This is a genomic window from Plantactinospora solaniradicis, from assembly GCF_042658085.1.
Lineage (GTDB): Bacteria > Actinomycetota > Actinomycetes > Mycobacteriales > Micromonosporaceae > Plantactinospora > Plantactinospora solaniradicis.
The window spans coordinates 496,873-513,610 of the sequence record NZ_JBHSPR010000032.1; the positions used below are offsets into that span (position 1 = coordinate 496,873).

A 16,738-nucleotide genomic window follows, 5' to 3' on the forward strand; every position below is an offset into this window, starting at 1 on the left:
CATCACGACGCGGCCGACCGGTCGGGGCAACGACCGGTCCACCGTCACCCGGTCGATCCGTCGGAATCCCGGGTCCCCGCGTCGAGCAGTCCGAGCCGGTGCGCCACCGCCGCCGCCTCGATCCGGTTCGCCACGTCCAGTTTGGCGATGATCCGGGAGACGTGCACGCTGGCCGTCTTCGGCGAGATGTAGAGCCGCTCGGCGATCCGGCTGTTGCTGTGTCCCTCCGCGACCAGCCGCAACACCTCCCGCTCCCGCGCGGTGAGCAGGTCCGTACCGGGTGCCGATCCGGGCGCGGCCCGCAGCCCGAGCCGCCGGGCCAGCACCGCCGCCCGCTCCGCCAGCGGTACGGCGCACAACTCGGCGGCGATCGCCGACACCTCCTCGATCGCGCTCGCGGCGAGCGGACGGTCCCCGACCGACGCCGCCGCCTCGGCCAACGAGAGCAGTGCCCGCCCGAGCGGGTACCGCTGGCCGTCCACCCGCCAGGCCGCCACCGCCTCCTGCCAGGCCGCCACCGCCGCACCCGATCCGGCGAAACTGGCCGACACCTGCGCCGCACACGCCAGCTCGGCCGGATAGCGGGCGACGACCCCGCCGGCCACCTCGCGTACCTGCTCGGCCAGCGTCTCGTCCCCGGACGCCACCGCGGCCCGGGCGGCGGCGGCCAGCGCGGGCCAGCCGTACCGGGGATCGGTGTCGAGCCGCCGGTCGAGCAGGGCCCGCGCGGCGGCCACCGCCTGCGGAACGTCCCCGGCGGCGAGCGCCGCCTCGACCCGCAGCTCGTAGAGCGGCAACTCCAACGGCAGGAACGGCCGGCGGAGAAAACCCAGCGCCTTGGAGACCAGTTCGTCGGCGCCGGCCTGACCCCGGGCCAGCCGCAGGCCGGCCCGCAGTTGCAGCCAGTGGTAACCGGTGATGCCCGGCAGGTCCAGCCGGGCCGCCTGCCCGCAGAGTTCGTCGGCCTCGTCCCAGCGACCGAGTGCGATCAGCGCCTCGGCCTGGTTGGAGAGCAGGAACGCGCCGGTGGACCGGCTGATTCCCACCCGTCTCGCCTCGGCGAAACCGGACGCCGCCGCCTCGGCCGACTCGGCGTACCGGCCGATCTCACAGAGCGAGTCGGAGGCGACCACCAGCGCGGTCACCAGCGCCTCCGAGTCGTTCGCCGCGCGGGCCAGCTCCTCGGCACGGCGCAGGTCCGCGAGCCCGCTCTCCGCCGAGATCTGGCGAGTGCAGACCCAACCGGCGGCGAGCGTGGCGCTCAGCACGGCATCCTCGTCACCGAGCGCCGTCGCGGCGGTCATCGCCTCGCCGACGATCCGACCTCCCTCGGCCCGGTCGACCCGAGCGATCTGGAAGGCGACCTCGGCGAGCAGCCGGATCCGTTGTGGATCGTTGCCGACGTCGCTGACCAGGTCGTACGCCTGACGGAGTTCGTCGGTGCCGTCGTTCTTGCCCAGGATCCGGAGCAGCCGGCCACGCAGCACCAACACCCGCGCGGCACGCACCGGTTCCGCCGAACGGTCCAGCTCGGCCAGCATGGCGCGGGTCAGCGCCAACGCCCGGCTGTAGTCGCCGGCGGTGGAAACCGCCGACAGGGTCGCCTCGAGCAGGGCCAGGTGATCCCTGCCCAGCCGCTGTGCCGCGTCGGGCACCTGCTCCCACAGTTCGAGCATCCGCTCCAGCAGCCGCCCCTGCTCGGCGTACGCGTACCGGGAGCCGGCCGCCTCGGCGGCGGCCCAGGCGGCGGTCAGCGCCCGGGGGTAGTCGTGCGCGGCGTACCAGTGGTGGGCCAGCTCGGCCGGGGCGCGGCCGTCGGCGACGAGCTGGGGCTGCGCCTCGATCGCTGCCGCGTACCGGGCGTGCAGCCGGGCGTGCTCCCCGGGCAGCAGGTCCTCGTGTACGGCCTCCCGGACGAGCGCGTGCCGGAACTCGTACCCGCCGTCCGGGTCGGCGACGACGAGCTGCGCGGCGACGGCGGCCCGGAGCGCCTCCTCCAGTTCGGTCTCCGGCACTCCGGCAACCTCGGCGAGCAGTTCGTGGGCGATCCGGGTGCCGCCGGCGCCCGCGATCCGCAGCACCCGCTGGGCCGGCTCGGGCAGTCGGTCGACCCGGGCCAGCAGCAGATCGCGCAGCGTCTCCGGCAGGTCGGCGCAGCCGCTCGGATCGCTGGCGGCGGCGAGTTCCTCGACGAAGAAGGGGTTTCCCTGGGTCCGGTCGTGGATGGTGTCGATCGCCCGGTCGCTGGGCTCGAACCCGAACAGGTCGGCCAGGACCTGACCGGTGCCCTCCCGGTCCAACCGGTCCAGCTCGACCCGCTCCACGCCACGGGCCCGGTCCAGTTCGCCGAGGAACGGGCGCAGCGGATGGCCCCGATGCAGCTCGTCCGAGCGGTACGTGCAGATCAACAGCACCCGCGCGGGTCGGACGGCCCGGGACAGGAAGGCGATCAGATCCCGGGTCGAACGGTCGGCCCAGTGCAGGTCCTCGATCACCAGCACCAGCGGGCGTTCGGCGGCGAGTCGGGTGAAGAGGCCGGCGACCAACTCGAACAGGTATCCCCGGTGCGGATCCAGGGACAACTCCGGGCCGCCGTAACCGCCGTGGCCGGTCTGGACGTCGCCGACCCCCGTCGGTCCGGCGGCGAGCCGGGCCAGCTCGGGCAGGAGTCGGGCGAACTCCCGTTCGTACCCGTCGAAGGCGGCCGGACCGTCCCGGCGCAGTACCTGACGCAGCGCGGCCGCGAACGGCGCGAACGGCAGACCCTGCTCACCGAGTTCCAGGCACTGGCCGACGAGGACCTGATTGCCCCCGTCGACCGCGTGCCGGCCGAACTCCTCGATCAACCTTGTCTTTCCCACTCCGGCCTCGCCGCCGACCAGCAGCGCGGCCGGCTCGTCGGCACGAACCCGCTTCAGCGCGTCGCGCAGGATGGCGAGTTCGGACTGACGGCCGACGAGGACGGTGCTGGCGGCGCGAGTGGTCACAGGATCGAGAATGCCACGCCGTTCGGAGTGATCGAGCATCCGAGCCCGCTGGCTGGAACGATCACCGCCTCCGGGCCCGGATCCGCCCCCGGATCCCGGGGCGGCGCCCGTCAGCTGAGCACCGGAGCCCGGGACGGCGCCGATCACCTGAGCACCGGAGCCCGGGACGGTGCCGATCACTTGAGCGCCGGATCCCGGGACGCGGCGGAATCGAGCGGGTGGCCTCCGGCGGACTTGGCGCGGCTGCGCCCCGGGCGGCGTACCGATCGCGCCAGCCGGGCGGAGTCGGCCTCGGCCCGCAGTTCGTCGACGTGGGTACGGTGCAGGGTGAGCAGGAAGTGTGCGTCGGTGCTGAACATCGCTGAGCTCCATTCGGTTCGGTTCTCTCTGCTGATGTCCACTCTTCGCCCGAAGGTCCCACCGCGGCATTGGTGCACCGCCTCATGTCTGGCCGGGCAGCCTCCTTACTTCCGGGCCGCTGCGGGTGCTTCCGGCCGTAAGGTCCTTACCCGGCCCGTCGGGCCCGGTGGTTGGGCGCCGGCCGGGGATAAGCCGGCGGCAGTCGGCCCACTAGACTCCGACGCATGGCAAAGGCGCAGGAGAAGGTGTCGTTCGGCCAGCGGCTGAAGCAGATCGGGATGGTGTTCTCGTTCACCGCCAAACGCGACAAGTGGTTCGTGCCGCTCGCCGCCGTCGCGGTGCTGATCCCGCTCGCGCTCACCGTGGTCGCGGTCATGCTCTGGGGCTGGCTGTGGCTGCCGATCGGAATCCTGGTCGCCCTGCTCGGCCTGCTGATCGTGCTGAACCTGCGCTCCAACAAGGCGATGATGAACGCCGCCGAGGGCCAGCCGGGCGCGGCGGCCCAGATCCTGGAGAGCATGCGGGGGGACTGGCGGGTGACCCCGGCCATCAGCTCGACCACCCAGATGGACATGGTGCATCTGGTCGTCGGCAAGCCCGGCGTGATCCTGCTCGCGGAAGGGAACCCGCAGCGGACCCGCGGCCTGCTCGGCCAGGAGAAGCGGCGGCTGTCCAAGGTCATCGGTACGGCCCCGCTGTACGACTACCTGATCGGTCAGGGTGACGACGAGCTGTCCATCCGCAAGCTACGGATGACCCTGATGCGCCTGCCGCGCAACCTCAGCGGCAAGGACGTGAACGCGCTCGACAAGCGACTCAAGGCGCTCTCCGCCGCTCGGCCGCAGATGCCCAAGGGCGCGATCCCGAAGAACATGCGCCCGTCGAAGGGTGCCTTCCGGCAGCAGCGCGGTCGCTAGCACCGCAGATCGCTCCCGCCGTGCCTGACCTGTACGCCCCGGACGGCACCCGACTGGCCCTGCACGATTTCGGCGGTTCCGGCACCCCGGTCCTGCTACTTCCCGGCCTGTGCGGCCAGGCCGGCGAATGGTCGGCAACCGTCGACGGGCTCGTCGGGGCGTACCACGTCTTCGCGCTCGACCCGCGCGGCCACGGCGACAGCGAGCGCCGCCCCACCGACGTCTCCCGGGACGCCCACGTCGCGGACGCGGCGGCGGTGCTCGGCGCGGTCGGCCCCGCCGTCGTGATCGGTCAGTCGCTGGGTGGGCACACCGCCTTCCTGACCGCCGCGCGCCATCCCGGACTGGTGACCGAACTGGTCATGGTCGAGGCCGGCCCGCAGGGGCCGGATGACGACACCCCGGACCGCATCGACCGCTGGCTCGGCGACTGGCCGGTGCCGTTCCCCGATCCGGCCGTCGCCGCCCGCTACCTCGGCGGCGGGCTGGTCGGATCGGGGTGGGCCCGGGGGCTGCGCCAGCGGGACGACGGCTGGTATCCGGCGTTCGACCGGGACGTCATGGTCGCCACGATCGCCGCCGCAATCGGCCCGCGCTGGGAGGAGTTCGCCCGGATCGGCTGCCCGACCCTGGTGGTGAAGGGCGGTGCGGGCTCCCTGGACCCCGACGAGTACGCCCGGATGAGCCGGCACCCGATGGTCACCGCGGTCGAGATACCGGGTGCCGGACACGACCTACATCTGGACAGCCCGGACCGGTGGCGGAGGGAACTCGGTGACTTCCTGGCCCGCGCCCCGGGTCGACCGGTCAGCTAGCCGAGGACTTCGGCACGGCGACGATGATCGAGCCCACCGCCCGGTCGTGCAGGCCGCGCCTGTTCTCGTCCATGATCAGCGCCGGTACCACCAGGCCGAGCAGCGCGCCACGGAGCAGTCCACGGAGGATGCCGATCCGCCCGCCGTCGGCGTACGAGACGCATCGCAACCGGCAGATCCGCATGCCGGGCGTCTGCGCGAAGAGGCCGGCGAAGAAGCCGTACACGACGATCAGGGTGAGCACCGGCGCCCAGTTGTCGCGGAACGGGTCGGTGAAGAGGTTGGTGGCCAGGAGGCAGAGCACCCAGTCGATGCTCAGCGCACCGAACCGACGCGCCAGGCTCGGCGTCGGGTTGCTCGGGTCGGCCGCCGGCGCGAGCGGGGCGGCACTGTTCTGCTGTCTCGCCACGGGGAGTCAGAGTATCGGCAGGTCGTGCTCACCGCCCCGGCACCCTTCTCCCGGGAGTCGCCGGTCACCCGAGCTGCGGTCGCGGGTGGATTGCCGAAGGTCGGAACACGGCAAACGAGGCAAACCGGCTAGACGGGAGTATCATCCGGAGAAGCCCGAGTCGCCACCAGCGGAGATCACGCTCCGCAGATGACGTAACACGGCAGAAACATCAGAGACATGCTCGGGCAATCGCGTGGCCATAGCGTCGCCTACCAGCCTAGCCATCAGTGGACGTGCCAGGAGGACGTGTGTTCGCCAACCCCGAGGAACTCCTGCGATACCTCAAAAACGAGGACGTAAAGTTCGTCGACGTACGTTTTTGTGACCTGCCCGGCGTGATGCAGCACTTCAACCTGCCGGTCGAGTCCTTCGACGAATCGGTCTTCACCGACGGTCTCGCCTTCGACGGATCGTCGATCCGCGGCTTCCAGGCGATCCACGAGTCGGACATGCTGCTGCTGCCCGATGTCGCCACCGCGTTCATCGACCCGTTCCGGTCCCAGAAGACGCTGGCACTGAACTTCTTCATCCACGACCCGTTCACCCGCGAGCCGTACTCGCGTGACCCCCGGAACGTGGCGAAGAAGGCCGAGGCGTACCTCGCCGCCAGCGGCATCGCCGACACCGCGTACTTCGGAGCGGAGGCGGAGTTCTACATCTTCGACTCCATCCGGCACGAGACCTCGGCGCACCAGGCCTTCTACTACATCGACTCGATCGAGGGCGCCTGGAACACCGGCCGCGAGGAAGAGGGCGGCAACCGGGGCTACAAGACCGCCTACAAGGGTGGCTACTTCCCGGTCCCGCCGGTCGACCACTACGCCGACCTGCGCGACGGCATCGTGCGGCGCCTGATCGACTCCGGTTTCACCGTCGAGCGCTCGCACCACGAGGTGGGCACGGCCGGCCAGGCTGAGATCAACTACCGGTTCTCCACCCTGCTGCACGCCGGTGACCAGCTCCAGCTCTTCAAGTACATCGTCAAGAACACCGCCTGGGCGGCCGGCAAGACCGCGACCTTCATGCCCAAGCCGCTCTTCGGCGACAACGGCTCCGGCATGCACACCCACCAGAGCCTGTGGCTGAACGGCGAGCCGCTGTTCTACGACGAGACCGGGTACGCCGGGCTCTCCGACACCGCGCGCTGGTACATCGGCGGCCTGCTGCACCACGCCCCGTCGCTGCTCGCCTTCACCAACCCGACCATCAACTCGTACCGCCGGCTGGTGCCCGGCTTCGAGGCGCCGGTCAACCTGGTCTACTCGCAGCGGAACCGGTCCGCCTGCACCCGTATCCCGGTGACCGGCAGCAACGCGAAGGCGAAGCGGGTCGAGTTCCGGGTGCCGGACCCGTCGGCGAACGTCTACCTCGCCTTCTCGGCGATGATGATGGCCGGCCTCGACGGCATCAAGAGCAAGATCGAGCCGCCGGAGCCGATCGACAAGGACCTCTACGACCTTCCGCCGGAGGAGTGGGGCTCGGTCAAGCAGGTGCCGGGCTCGCTGCCCGCCGTGCTCGACTCGCTCGAGGCCGACCACGACTTCCTGCTGGAGGGTGGCGTCTTCACCCCCGACCTCATCTCCACCTGGGTCGAGTGGAAGCGGACCAACGAGGTCGACCCGGTCCGCCTTCGGCCGACCCCGCACGAGTTCGCGATGTACTACGACTGCTGACGTACCAAGCCGCTGACCTGGGGTTATGCACTCTGGACACGAACCGGCAGGACACCGACGCCTGACCCCGTTCCGTACGTTGCGGGCCCCGACCTCATTCCCGAGGTCGGGGCCCGCTTCTTGCTGTGTCGGTGCCTTCCGATCCGGCCTGCCCACCTGCGGTTGGCCGGGGCCGTGGGTGGGAGTGGACGCTACGGGCTCAGACGTACGGTGACGCGCCGAGGTTTATACCGTTGAGCCCCCCTGCGGAGTCCACCGAGTTGCTCTCAGTTTGGGTCTGTCCGAAGCACACTGACCACGAGTCCGGCGCGACCCCCGAGGGCGAGCATTCCCACTCGCCCAGAAACTCGTTGCCTGAGGTCCACAGATCCGTCCACGCTTCCACGCCGAAGCGGCCGGATCGGTTGTTCCGCACGATCACCGCTCCCTGTACGGAATACCCGTTTGCCGACCTGATCGCGCATGCCTGCGCGGACACACCGCTGATGATCGTCGTGCTGCTGGTGCAGCGCCACGTGGCGGAGCTGGAGTCGATCGGGTTCGTGTTGCCGTAAGAACGCCAGGAGCCTGGGTCTGCGGCGGCGGCGGGGCCGGCGGTTGCCAGAGTCAGCCCGGCAACAGCCATGATGACGGCTGCCAATCCTGCGACCACCCGTGAAAATCGCATGTTGATCCCTTCTTAGGCAAGCGAGCCGACCGATCAGCCGCCCGCGTTCGACGCTCGGGAGTTGCGCTGTGACGAAGTTAGAGGAGAGGTGCGCCAGCTGGGATCCGCCACAGGTCGTACTACCCCTGGTTGGATGCGGGGCGCGGAGCGCCTGGGTGATGATGGCCCCGTCTCGCATCCAGCAGATCGGGCGCTCGTACAGCTTGGTCCGTACCTCCGCACTGTCGCCGATGACGACCGCGCCGGAGCACCCGTGCGGAGTGTCGCCCACCGTCGCGGGTCGCCGCCGATGAGGACCGGGTGGCGGGCCTTGTGGACACCGCTCAGGTTGCCGAGGCTCCACCCGGGGTAGTGGGTTCGCGGATCCAACCCCGTCCAACCCGGAGGCCACCCATGACTCTCGCGCTGTTTCTCTACATCCTCGGCACCGTCGGCCTTGCCCTCGAAGCGGTGGGCGTCCGGGCCCCCCGCGTCTCGCTCGGGTGGATCGGTCTGACCCTCATCGCCTTCACCGCGCTGATCCTGCCCGAGATCGACTAACCGGGGCACCCCGTGCCCGGACTGGGCACGGGGATCGCCCCCGGGCCGGTGGCGCTGAGCCGAGCAGCCTCAGCAGTCTCCTGGCTAAGTCAAGGTCGAAGTCGAGGTCGAGGTCGAGGTCGAAGTCGAGGTCGAAGTCGAGGTCGACACTCCGACCGATAGCTTTCCCACCGATATAGCTTGGTGACCGATATACTGCCGGCATGGCCACACCCACTCCACTGCGGGAACCCACGTTCCTGATCCTGACCGCGCTCGCCCGGGAGCCCATGCACGGCTACGGCATCGTCAACGAGGTCGCCGCGCTCTCCGACGGACGACTCACCCTGCGACCGGGGACGCTCTACGGCGCCCTGGACCGCCTCACCGACGAGGGCCTGGTCGAGCCGGACCGGGAAGAGATCGTCGATGGCCGGCTGCGCCGGTACTACCGGCTGACCGAGGGCGGAACGGCGACACTGGGCGCCGAGACCGAACGGCTGCGCCGCAACGTCGAGGCCGCCAGCCAGCGCCTCCGGGACCGCGCCGCCGGCACGGCGGAGGGATCCGCCACCCGTCCGGCGCCGGCCGCCCGCCCCACCGTCCGACTCGCGGGAGGCCCGGCATGACCGAGCACACCGGACCGGACGAACACACCGACGGTACGCAGGGCGCCACCGCACCCGCCGGAAACGACGACACGTCCCCGCTGAGCGGCCACGCGCCACTGGAACGCCGGTACCGGCGACTGCTGTACGCGTATCCGGCCGACTACCGGTCGATCCGAGGTGACGAACTCGTCGGGACGTACCTCGATCTGGTGGACCAGGAACGGCACTGGCCCTCGCCGCACGACGCCGTGGACGTGCTACGCGGCGGGTTGCGGCAACGGCTGCGCACGAACGGCGCCCTCGGGCTGCTCGCCGGCCTGCCGGTCGCCGCGACGATCGCCGTGAGCACGCTGGCGGCGCTCGCGGTGTTCCTGCTCGTCCAGCTGGAGCTCACGAACCAGCCGGTCGACGTGCCGCCCGCGCATGTCGGCCCGACGCAGACCCTCGGCGCGTTCGTCTGGGTCGGCTGGCTGCTGGCCGCCCTCGCCACGACGGTGCTGCCGGCACACTGGGCACGCCGGGCGGTCGGTGCCGCCATCGGTCTGACCCTGGCCGTGATCCCGGCGGCACCGCTGACCGGGCTGGCCCGGCCACCGCTGTACGTGCTGGTGCCGGTGCTGGCGTTCGGCCTGTTGGCGCTGGCGCTACCGGACCGTCCCGGCTGGGCCGGCCGGATCCCGCCGGTGCTCGGGGCGCTGACCGGTACGGCCGCGGCCGCGCTGTTCCAGGCCGCCGAGGGCAGCGGGAACTGGTTCACCGCCTACTACTCCACGGTGGAGGTACTGGGGATGGCGGGTGCGGTGCTGGTCGGACTGGTTCTGGTCGTCGGCCTTGGTCGGGCGATCACCGGTGACAGCAGCGCGCTGTGGTCGGTCCTGCTGCTGCTGACTCCGGCCAGCCTGCTCGGGCTCCGACCGATCACCTACGAGTACTTCGAATCCGCGACAACCTGGCCCCAACTCGCCACCACCGCCGTCGTACTCACGCTGCTCGGCGCGGGCGTGGTGCTCGCCGTGGTCGCCTGGCACGGCGCCCGGTACCGGGCGGTCCGGGCCCGGTCGGCGGGCGGCACGTGTCCGACATGTGGACACGTACCCGACGTCGCGGAGCGGGCCGGGTCCGTGACACGCCGGGCGACGCCCTGATCAACCCGGCGGAGGAGCGAGCTGGGCAACCAGCTCGCGTACCACCTCGACCAGCAGGTCGATGTCCGCCTCGGTCGTCTGCCAGTTCACGATCGCGGGGCGGAGGGCGATCCGACCGTCGTAGACGGTGGTGCCGGCGAAGACCCGCCCGTCGTCGAGCAGCGCCGCACCGAGCCGGCGGTTGAGATCGTCCAGCTCGCCGGCCGGCAGGTGCGGCGGACGGGCCCGGAAACAGACGATGCAGAGTGGCACCTCGGCGAGCCGTTCCAGGTCCGGCGCCTCGTCGACCAGCCGGGCGAGCCGCTGGGCGAGGTCGAGCTGCCGCTCCACCATCGCCCGGTGCCCGTCGCGCCCGTACGCCGCCAGCGTCGCCCAGATCGGTATCGAGCGGGCCCGCCGGGACGATTCCGGGCCGTGCATGGCGTAGTCCACCGGCCCGGCGGGCACCTCCGGTTGGACCGACCGCGCCGAACTGGGGCGCGAGCCGACCGGGCCGCCGGATCCGTCCGACCAGAGTGGACTCGCCGGCCCCGGCAGGTACGTCGTACCGGGCATCCCGAACGCCGCCGGCAACCGGGACGGCTCCCGGAGAAAGGCAAACCCGCTCTCGTACGGCACGTTGAGCCACTTGTGCGCGTCACAGGCGATCGAGTCGGCCCGCTCGACACCGCGTACCAGGTCGGCGGTGCGTGGGGACAGGGCGGCGAAGAGCCCGAACGCCCCGTCGACGTGCAGCCAGGCGCCGTACCGCTCGGCGATGTCGGCGAGCGTGTCGATCGGGTCGAAGTGGCCGGCGTTGACCTCACCTGCGTTGGCGATCAGCACGGCCGGTCCGGCCAGCTCGGCGAGGCGCCGCTCGATGGCCGGCAGGTCGGCGCGACCGACCCGGTCCCGCGCGTACACCTCGACCGTGTCGCGGCCGTGCCCGAGCATCTGCAACGCCTTACGGGAACTGGCGTGCAGGTACCCGCCGGAGAGCACCGGCATCCGGGGCAGCCCGGTCAGCCCGTCGGCGGCCACGTCCACGTCGTGCTGCTCGGCCCACCAGTGCGTGGCGACGCCGAGCGAGGTGAAGTTCGCGAACGTGGCGCTGGTGACCAGCGCTCCGCCGTACGACGCCGGCAGCCCGAACAGTTCGCGGAGCCAGCGCAGCGCGATCGTCTCCACCGCCGCGGCCAGCGGTGAGGTGGCCCGGAAGGCGGCGTTCTGGTCCAGCAGTGCCGTGGTCCAGTCGGCGGCGAGGGCGGCCGGGGTGGCACCGCCGACGACGAAGTGGAAGAACCGTGGACCGGCCGAGTGCGTGGCGACGGTGGTGCCGACCCGCAGCAGCCGCTCCATCGCCGCGACCGATCCGACGCCCTTCTCCGGCAGCCGGCCACCGTCGGCCAGCTCGGCGAGCTCGACCAGCAGCGATTCGGTGGCCGGATCGTGCACCGGCCGGTCGGCGAGCGTGGCCAGGTACGGCACCGCTGCGGCGTACACCTGGCGCAGCGTCGCCTCCGCCGAGTCCCGATCGTGCAGTGGATCGCTCACCCCGACCTCCGATGTGCTCCTCGGTCCGACAACTCGTCCCACCCTGCCAGCCGCGGGTGGTGCCGGCAGCGGGCCAATTCACAACCGGTGGTCGGGCAGCCCCCTCTGTCCCGGCAGCCCCCTGTCCCGGCAGCCGCCGGTGTCGGTCAGCCGGGACAGCGCGGACCCATCCCGGTGAGGCTGGAGGTGATCCGGTAGCGGCCGGCCTGCGGCACCCGGAGCACGGTCCAGTCGCCGTACGGAGCCAGGCAGGCGGGCACGATCGTGGCGGTGGGATCGGACGGCTCGGCGGGCGCCCCGTCCGGACCGATCGGGCCGGCCACCCGAAGCCAGTTCGACCACCTGAGTCGGACCAGGGTCTCGCCGGACGCCGGTACGTCGACCGTCAGCTCCGCCGACGTGGCCCGGACCACCTCGGCATCGGCCCGCCCGGCACCCGGCCCGACAGGACCGTCCGGTGGATCGCCATCCGCTGGGCCGTTCCCCGACGCGACAGCGTTCACGATGGACGGGGCGCCGGTCACCGCGTACAGGGTCCAGTCCCGATGCTGCCAGATCGGTGTCAGGTACGGCAGCCCGCCCCGGATCAGCTCCGCCTCCCGCCGACCGACCCAGGACGGCTTCGCACCGGGCAGCGCCACGTAGCCGACGCCGTTGTCCCGCAGCCACCGGCCGTACGAGTCCACGTCCACGCTGCCGTCCAGGAAGAGCCGGTTGTACGCCTGGTCGGCCTGGCGCAGCCAGCCCCGGGCCAGCGGTGCGGCCTCCGGCACGTACGCCGCCTCCCAGTAGTTCGCCGTCGGCACCACCTCGATCCGCGCCGGTGGGCGACGGGCGAGTTCGGCCAGCAGCGGCTGGAAGTAGCTCCGCGACGCGGTCGGGTCGCCGGCCGCCCGCAGGTCACCGACCAGCACCGGGGGCTCCACCACCGCGACCAGCGCCAGCACGCCGGCCAGGGCGATCCCCGCCACCCGGGGTGACCAGCGCCGGCTCGGCCCGGCCGGCAGTGCCCCGTAGCCCACCAGCACCGGCAACGCGAACATCGCGGCGAGTCGGGTCGCGTTGAGCCCGACCGGCGTACGGACCGCGAAGGCCGCCAGCACCCCCAGCGTGGCCAGGATCGCACCGATCCGTACCGCACGCCGCGACACCAGCACCGCGACCATCGCACTCGCGATACCGGCGGTGACGGTGTCCGTGAGGCTGATGTTCATCCAGCCCCCGGCACCGAAGACCAGTCCCAGCCCGGCCACCGGCACTCCGGCGCCCAGCGCCAGCGCCGCACCGTCGAGCACGGTGCGTCGCGCGTGCCTCAGGTGTGAAAAGGGGGCCCTTCTTCTACAGAAAGCGATAACAAGGGGCCCTTCCTTACACGCCAGCGCAACCCCCGCGAGCCCCACGAAGAGCCCGGCGACCGGGCTGGCGGCGCCGGCGAGCAGCGCGGCGCCGGCGGCGGTGAGCCGGCGGGGCGTGGGGCGGGGGGTGGTCAGGGCCAGTAGGGCGAGGAGGCCGAAGGCTATGCCGATGGCGTAGGTGATCCGGCCGGAGACGAGGTTGCCGGCTATGCAGGCGGCGCCGACCAGTGAGCCGGCCAGGGGGCGGCGGGCGGCGGTGCGGACCAGGAGCAGGGCCAGCGCGGCGGCCGAGACGAGCAGGGCGAGGGCGCCGGCCAGGCGGGGACCGAGCGAGTCCCCGCCGAGCCAGTGCATCAGCGGCGGGGTGAGGAGGCTGTAGCCGTACGGCGACACACCCGCGTACCAGCCGAGGTCCAGGGGCGCGAAGCCGTGCCGGGCGAAGAAGTTGGCCCGGGCGACCTGTGCGGACAGGTCGGTGCCGAGCGGCGGCGCCAGCAGGAACGCCACCGCCAGCGCCGCCGCGAGCCCGACCGCGCCGAGCACGGTACGGACCGGACCGGCCGGCGACACCGTCCGGCGCTGGTCAGGCATTGAGTACGCGTTCCGCAGCGGCCCGGCTGCGCCGTGCGGTCCGCAGGTAGTCGTCGAGGAACTCGCCCGGATCGTCGCCGCCGAGCAGCCGTACCACCCCGGCGAGCTCGACCCCGTGCCGGGGCAACTGGTCGCCGGCCCGGCCACGCACCAGCATCAACGCGTTGCGTACCTGCGCCGCCAGGGTCCAGCCGGCGGCCATCGCGGCGGCGTCGGCGGCATCGACGACGTCGGCGTCCCGGGCGGCGGCCAGCGCGTCGAGGGTACGCGTGCAGCGCAGTCCCGGCAGCGTGCCGGCGTGCCGGAGCTGCATCAACTGCACCGCCCACTCCACGTCGGCCAGCCCGCCCCGGCCCAGCTTGGTGTGGGTCGCCGGGTCGGCGTTCCGGGGCAGCCGCTCGGTCTCCACCCGGACCTTGATCCGCCGGATCTCCACCACCTGCTCGCGGGTCAGTCCCCGCTCCGGATAGCGCACCGGGTCGGCGACGGCCTCGAACTCGGTGCCGAGGTCGGCGTCCCCGCAGACGTACCGGGCGCGCAGCAGCGCCTGCGCCTCCCAGACCTTCGACCAGCGGGCGTAGTACTGCGCGTACGCGGCCAGGCTGCGGACCAGCGGCCCCTGCCGCCCCTCGGGGCGCAGGTCGGCGTCGACTCCGAGCGGTGGATCGGGTGCCGGCATCCCGAGCAGCCGGCGCAGTTCCTCGGCGATTCCCCGGGCTGCCGTGCTCGCCGCGTCCTCGGCGACTCCGGGCGGCGGGTCGTAGACGAACAGCACGTCGGCGTCGGAGAGGTAGTTCATCTCGTACCCGCCGAGCCGGCCCACGCCGATGACCGCGAACCGGAGTCCGGGCATCGCCGGCTGGGTCGCCCGGGCCACCCGCAGCGCGGCCCCGAGGGTGGCGTCGGTGACGGCGGAGAGCGCCGCGCCGACCGCGGTGACGTCGAACATCGCGGCGTCGGCCGTACCCGCCTCCGGGCGGACGGGCGGCACCGGTCCGGTCGGGCCGCTCGAGCGGCCCGGGGTCAGTGAACCGGCCTGGTGGAGCACGTCGGCGCAGGCGACCCGGATCAGTTCGCGGCTGCGCAGCGCCCGGACGGCCCGGATCGCCTCGCTCGGGTTAGCGGGCTGCGGTCCCCGGCCGCCGAGGTGCCGGTCGGCCGCGGCGGCGAGGCCGTCGCGCAGCACGTCGGTGTCGCGTGGGGTCAGTTCGGCGTCCTCGGCGAGCAGCCGGAGTGCCTCCGGGTCCCGGGCCAGCAGGTCCGCGACGTAGCGGGAACCCGCCAGGATCCGAGCCAACCGGCGGGCCACCGGCCCCTCGTCGCGCAGCAGCCGCAGGTACCAGGGGGTGCCGCCGAGCTTGTCGGAGACCGTCCGGTAGTTGAGCAGGCCCCGGTCCGGCTCCGGCGCGTCGGCGAACTCCTGGAGCAGCACCGGAAGCAGGGTGCGCTGGATCGCCGCCGTCCGGGTCAGCCCGCCGGTCAGGGCCTCCAGGTGGCGCAGCGCCCTGGCCGGATCGCCGAATCCGAGGATCTCCAGGCGGTTCCCGGCCGCCTCCGGGGTCATCCGCAGGCCGTCGGCCGGCACCCGGGCGACCGCCTCCAACAGCGGCCGGTAGAGCAGTTTGGCGTGCAGTCGTCGTACCTCGGTGGCGTGCCCGACCCAGTCGGCCCGGAACGCCTCGACGGCGCTCTGGCCCGGCAGTGCGGTGTAGCCGAGCGCGTGGGCCAGCCAGCGCAGTGCGGATGGGTCCGCCGGCACGGTGTGGGTACGTCGCAGGCCCTGCAACTGGAGCCGGTGTTCGACGCCGCGCAGGAACCGGTACCCGCGCAGCAGCGCCTCGCCGTCGGCCCGGCCGACGTAGCCGCCCGCGACCAGCGCCCGCAGCGCCGGGAGTGTGCCCCGGGACCGCAACGACTCGTCGACCCGGCCGTGTACGAGTTGGAGGAGTTGCACGGCGAACTCGATGTCCCGCAGCCCGCCCGGACCGCGCTTGATCTCGCGCTCCAGCTCCTTGGGCGGAATGTTGTCGATGATCTTCCGGCGCATGGCCCGGACGTCCTCGACCGCCTCCGGGCGCTCCGCCGCCCGCCAGACCAGCGGGGCGAGCTGGTCGATCCACTCCCCGGCCAGCTCGGTGTCCCCGGCCGCCGGGCGGGCCTTGAGCAGCGCCTGGAACTCCCAGGTCCGGGCCCACCGCCGGTAGTACGCGAGATGACTGGCGAGGGTACGCACCAGCGGGCCACGGTTACCCTCGGGCCGCAGCGCGGCGTCCACCGGCCACGCCACCAGTCCGCAGATGTGGATCAGCCGGGTCGCCACCTGGGTGGCGGCGGGCAGGTCCTCGTCCGTCGCGGCCACGAAGATGACGTCGACGTCGGAGACGTAGTTCAGCTCCTCGCCACCGCACTTGCCCATCGCCACCACGGCGAGCCGGGGCACCGGGGTGCCGTCCGGCAACTCGCCGACCGCGATGTCGTACGCGGCACCCAGGGTGGCGTCGGCCAGCGCGGAGATCGCCGCCATGGTCTGCTCCAAGCCGCGCCCGCCGGTCAGGTCGGCCGCCGCGATCCGCAGCAGGGCCAGCCGGTACGCCTGACGCAGCGCGGCGATCGGCGGCAGGCGGCGAGGGGTCTCCTGGTCCGTGCCGACCTCCGGGTACAGCATTCCCTCGGCGCTGGGCGGCAGCCCGTCCGCACCGGTGGACAGCGCATGCCACTGCTCCGGGTTCGCCACCAGATGGTCGCCGAGCGCCGACGAGGCCCCGAGGACGGCGACCATCCTGCGTCGGAACCCCGGATCGGCGTGCATCGCCGTGATCAGCGCCGACCTGTCCGACTCGGCGGCCGAGCGCCGCTCCGACTCCACGATCCGGTGCAGTTGACGCAGCGCCAGGTCGGGATCGGCGGCCCGGGACAGCGCGGTGAGGAGTTCGCCGGCCGGCTCGTCGACCGGCTCCAGGGCGACGACGTCCCACAGCCCGAGCCCGTCCGGCCCGAGCAGTTCGGTGGCCCGCCCGGCGCCGTTCCCGGCGACGCCACCGCCGTCGCCCACCCCGAAGCCGTACCGGGCGAGCCGGCCGGGTGCGCTGGTCGGTCTGGTCATCGCCGACGCCT

At 72.4% G+C, this 16,738-nt stretch carries 13 protein-coding genes; 7 read left to right on the forward strand and 6 right to left on the reverse strand.

The annotated features are described in order from the left end of the window. Positions 1-44: 44 nt before the first annotated feature. Together ACFP2T_RS31000 and ACFP2T_RS31005 are read right to left on the reverse strand one after the other, a co-directional pair. Complete coding sequence (locus ACFP2T_RS31000) at positions 45-2,987, reverse strand: helix-turn-helix transcriptional regulator (RefSeq protein WP_377427956.1); 2,943 nt, start codon at positions 2,985-2,987, stop codon at positions 45-47. A gap of 176 nt (positions 2,988-3,163) precedes the next feature. Beyond that, positions 3,164-3,346 carry a hypothetical protein gene (locus ACFP2T_RS31005; protein WP_377427958.1) on the reverse strand — a complete coding sequence of 61 codons (183 nt, stop codon included), beginning with the start codon at positions 3,344-3,346 and terminating at the stop codon, positions 3,164-3,166. A 225-nt stretch (positions 3,347-3,571) separates the two neighbouring features. Between ACFP2T_RS31005 and ACFP2T_RS31010 the strand changes: the two genes are divergently transcribed. Both ACFP2T_RS31010 and ACFP2T_RS31015 read left to right on the forward strand, forming a co-directional pair. Continuing rightward, positions 3,572-4,264 carry a DUF4191 domain-containing protein gene (locus ACFP2T_RS31010; protein WP_377427960.1) on the forward strand — a complete coding sequence of 231 codons (693 nt, stop codon included), beginning with the start codon at positions 3,572-3,574 and terminating at the stop codon, positions 4,262-4,264. A gap of 20 nt (positions 4,265-4,284) precedes the next feature. Further along, on the forward strand, positions 4,285-5,079 hold the full coding sequence (locus ACFP2T_RS31015; RefSeq protein WP_377427962.1) for an alpha/beta fold hydrolase: 795 nt from the start codon (positions 4,285-4,287) through the stop codon (positions 5,077-5,079). Here the strand turns inward: ACFP2T_RS31015 and ACFP2T_RS31020 are convergent. Beyond that, positions 5,072-5,488 (reverse strand): RDD family protein, encoded by a 417-nt coding sequence (locus ACFP2T_RS31020; protein WP_377427964.1) that lies wholly within the window; start codon positions 5,486-5,488, stop codon positions 5,072-5,074. The two genes, ACFP2T_RS31015 and ACFP2T_RS31020, sit on opposite strands and share 8 nt — an antisense overlap. 290 nt (positions 5,489-5,778) lie before the next feature. Here ACFP2T_RS31020 and glnA point away from each other — a divergent pair, with 290 nt between their 5' ends. The 5 genes from glnA (at position 5,779) to ACFP2T_RS31045 (ending at position 10,145) form a co-directional block, all read left to right on the forward strand. Beyond that, entirely contained in the window at positions 5,779-7,203 is a 1,425-nt protein-coding gene (gene glnA / locus ACFP2T_RS31025) for a type I glutamate--ammonia ligase (RefSeq protein ID WP_377427966.1), read from the forward strand. Positions 7,204-7,607: 404 nt separating this feature from the next. Then, on the forward strand, positions 7,608-7,757 hold the full coding sequence (locus tag ACFP2T_RS31030; protein ID WP_377427967.1) for a hypothetical protein: 150 nt from the start codon (positions 7,608-7,610) through the stop codon (positions 7,755-7,757). Positions 7,758-8,263: 506 nt separating this feature from the next. Continuing rightward, on the forward strand, positions 8,264-8,410 hold the full coding sequence (locus ACFP2T_RS31035; protein ID WP_377427969.1) for a hypothetical protein: 147 nt from the start codon (positions 8,264-8,266) through the stop codon (positions 8,408-8,410). A gap of 203 nt (positions 8,411-8,613) precedes the next feature. Further along, complete coding sequence (locus ACFP2T_RS31040; protein WP_377427971.1) at positions 8,614-9,018, forward strand: PadR family transcriptional regulator; 405 nt, start codon at positions 8,614-8,616, stop codon at positions 9,016-9,018. Continuing rightward, on the forward strand, positions 9,015-10,145 hold the full coding sequence (locus ACFP2T_RS31045) for a GlsB/YeaQ/YmgE family stress response membrane protein (protein ID WP_377427973.1): 1,131 nt from the start codon (positions 9,015-9,017) through the stop codon (positions 10,143-10,145). Before ACFP2T_RS31040 ends, ACFP2T_RS31045 begins: the two co-directional genes overlap by 4 nt. Here ACFP2T_RS31045 and ACFP2T_RS31050 read toward each other — a convergent pair whose 3' ends face one another. From ACFP2T_RS31050 to ACFP2T_RS31060, 3 genes are all read right to left on the reverse strand, one after another. Beyond that, positions 10,146-11,678, reverse strand: coding sequence for a pyridoxal phosphate-dependent decarboxylase family protein (locus tag ACFP2T_RS31050; protein WP_377427975.1), 1,533 nt, complete (start codon positions 11,676-11,678; stop codon positions 10,146-10,148). Positions 11,679-11,824: 146 nt separating this feature from the next. Further along, complete coding sequence (locus ACFP2T_RS31055; protein WP_377427977.1) at positions 11,825-13,624, reverse strand: hypothetical protein; 1,800 nt, start codon at positions 13,622-13,624, stop codon at positions 11,825-11,827. Further along, complete coding sequence (locus ACFP2T_RS31060) at positions 13,617-16,727, reverse strand: bifunctional [glutamine synthetase] adenylyltransferase/[glutamine synthetase]-adenylyl-L-tyrosine phosphorylase (protein WP_377427979.1); 3,111 nt, start codon at positions 16,725-16,727, stop codon at positions 13,617-13,619. The genes ACFP2T_RS31055 and ACFP2T_RS31060 overlap by 8 nt, the downstream gene beginning before the upstream one ends. Between the last annotated feature and the right edge of the window lie 11 nt (positions 16,728-16,738).

Bases quoted from the DNA above. Each gene is read 5' to 3' on its own strand.
- ACFP2T_RS31005 (WP_377427958.1), bottom strand. From the start codon at position 3,346: ATGTTCAGCACCGACGCACACTTCCTGCTCACCCTGCACCGTACCCAC.
- ACFP2T_RS31010 (WP_377427960.1), top strand. From the start codon at position 3,572: ATGGCAAAGGCGCAGGAGAAGGTGTCGTTCGGCCAGCGGCTGAAGCAG.
- ACFP2T_RS31035 (WP_377427969.1), top strand. From the start codon at position 8,264: ATGACTCTCGCGCTGTTTCTCTACATCCTCGGCACCGTCGGCCTTGCC.
- ACFP2T_RS31040 (WP_377427971.1), top strand. From the start codon at position 8,614: ATGGCCACACCCACTCCACTGCGGGAACCCACGTTCCTGATCCTGACC.
- ACFP2T_RS31045 (WP_377427973.1), top strand. From the start codon at position 9,015: ATGACCGAGCACACCGGACCGGACGAACACACCGACGGTACGCAGGGC.
- ACFP2T_RS31055 (WP_377427977.1), bottom strand. From the start codon at position 13,624: ATGCCTGACCAGCGCCGGACGGTGTCGCCGGCCGGTCCGGTCCGTACC.
- ACFP2T_RS31060 (WP_377427979.1), bottom strand. From the start codon at position 16,727: ATGACCAGACCGACCAGCGCACCCGGCCGGCTCGCCCGGTACGGCTTC.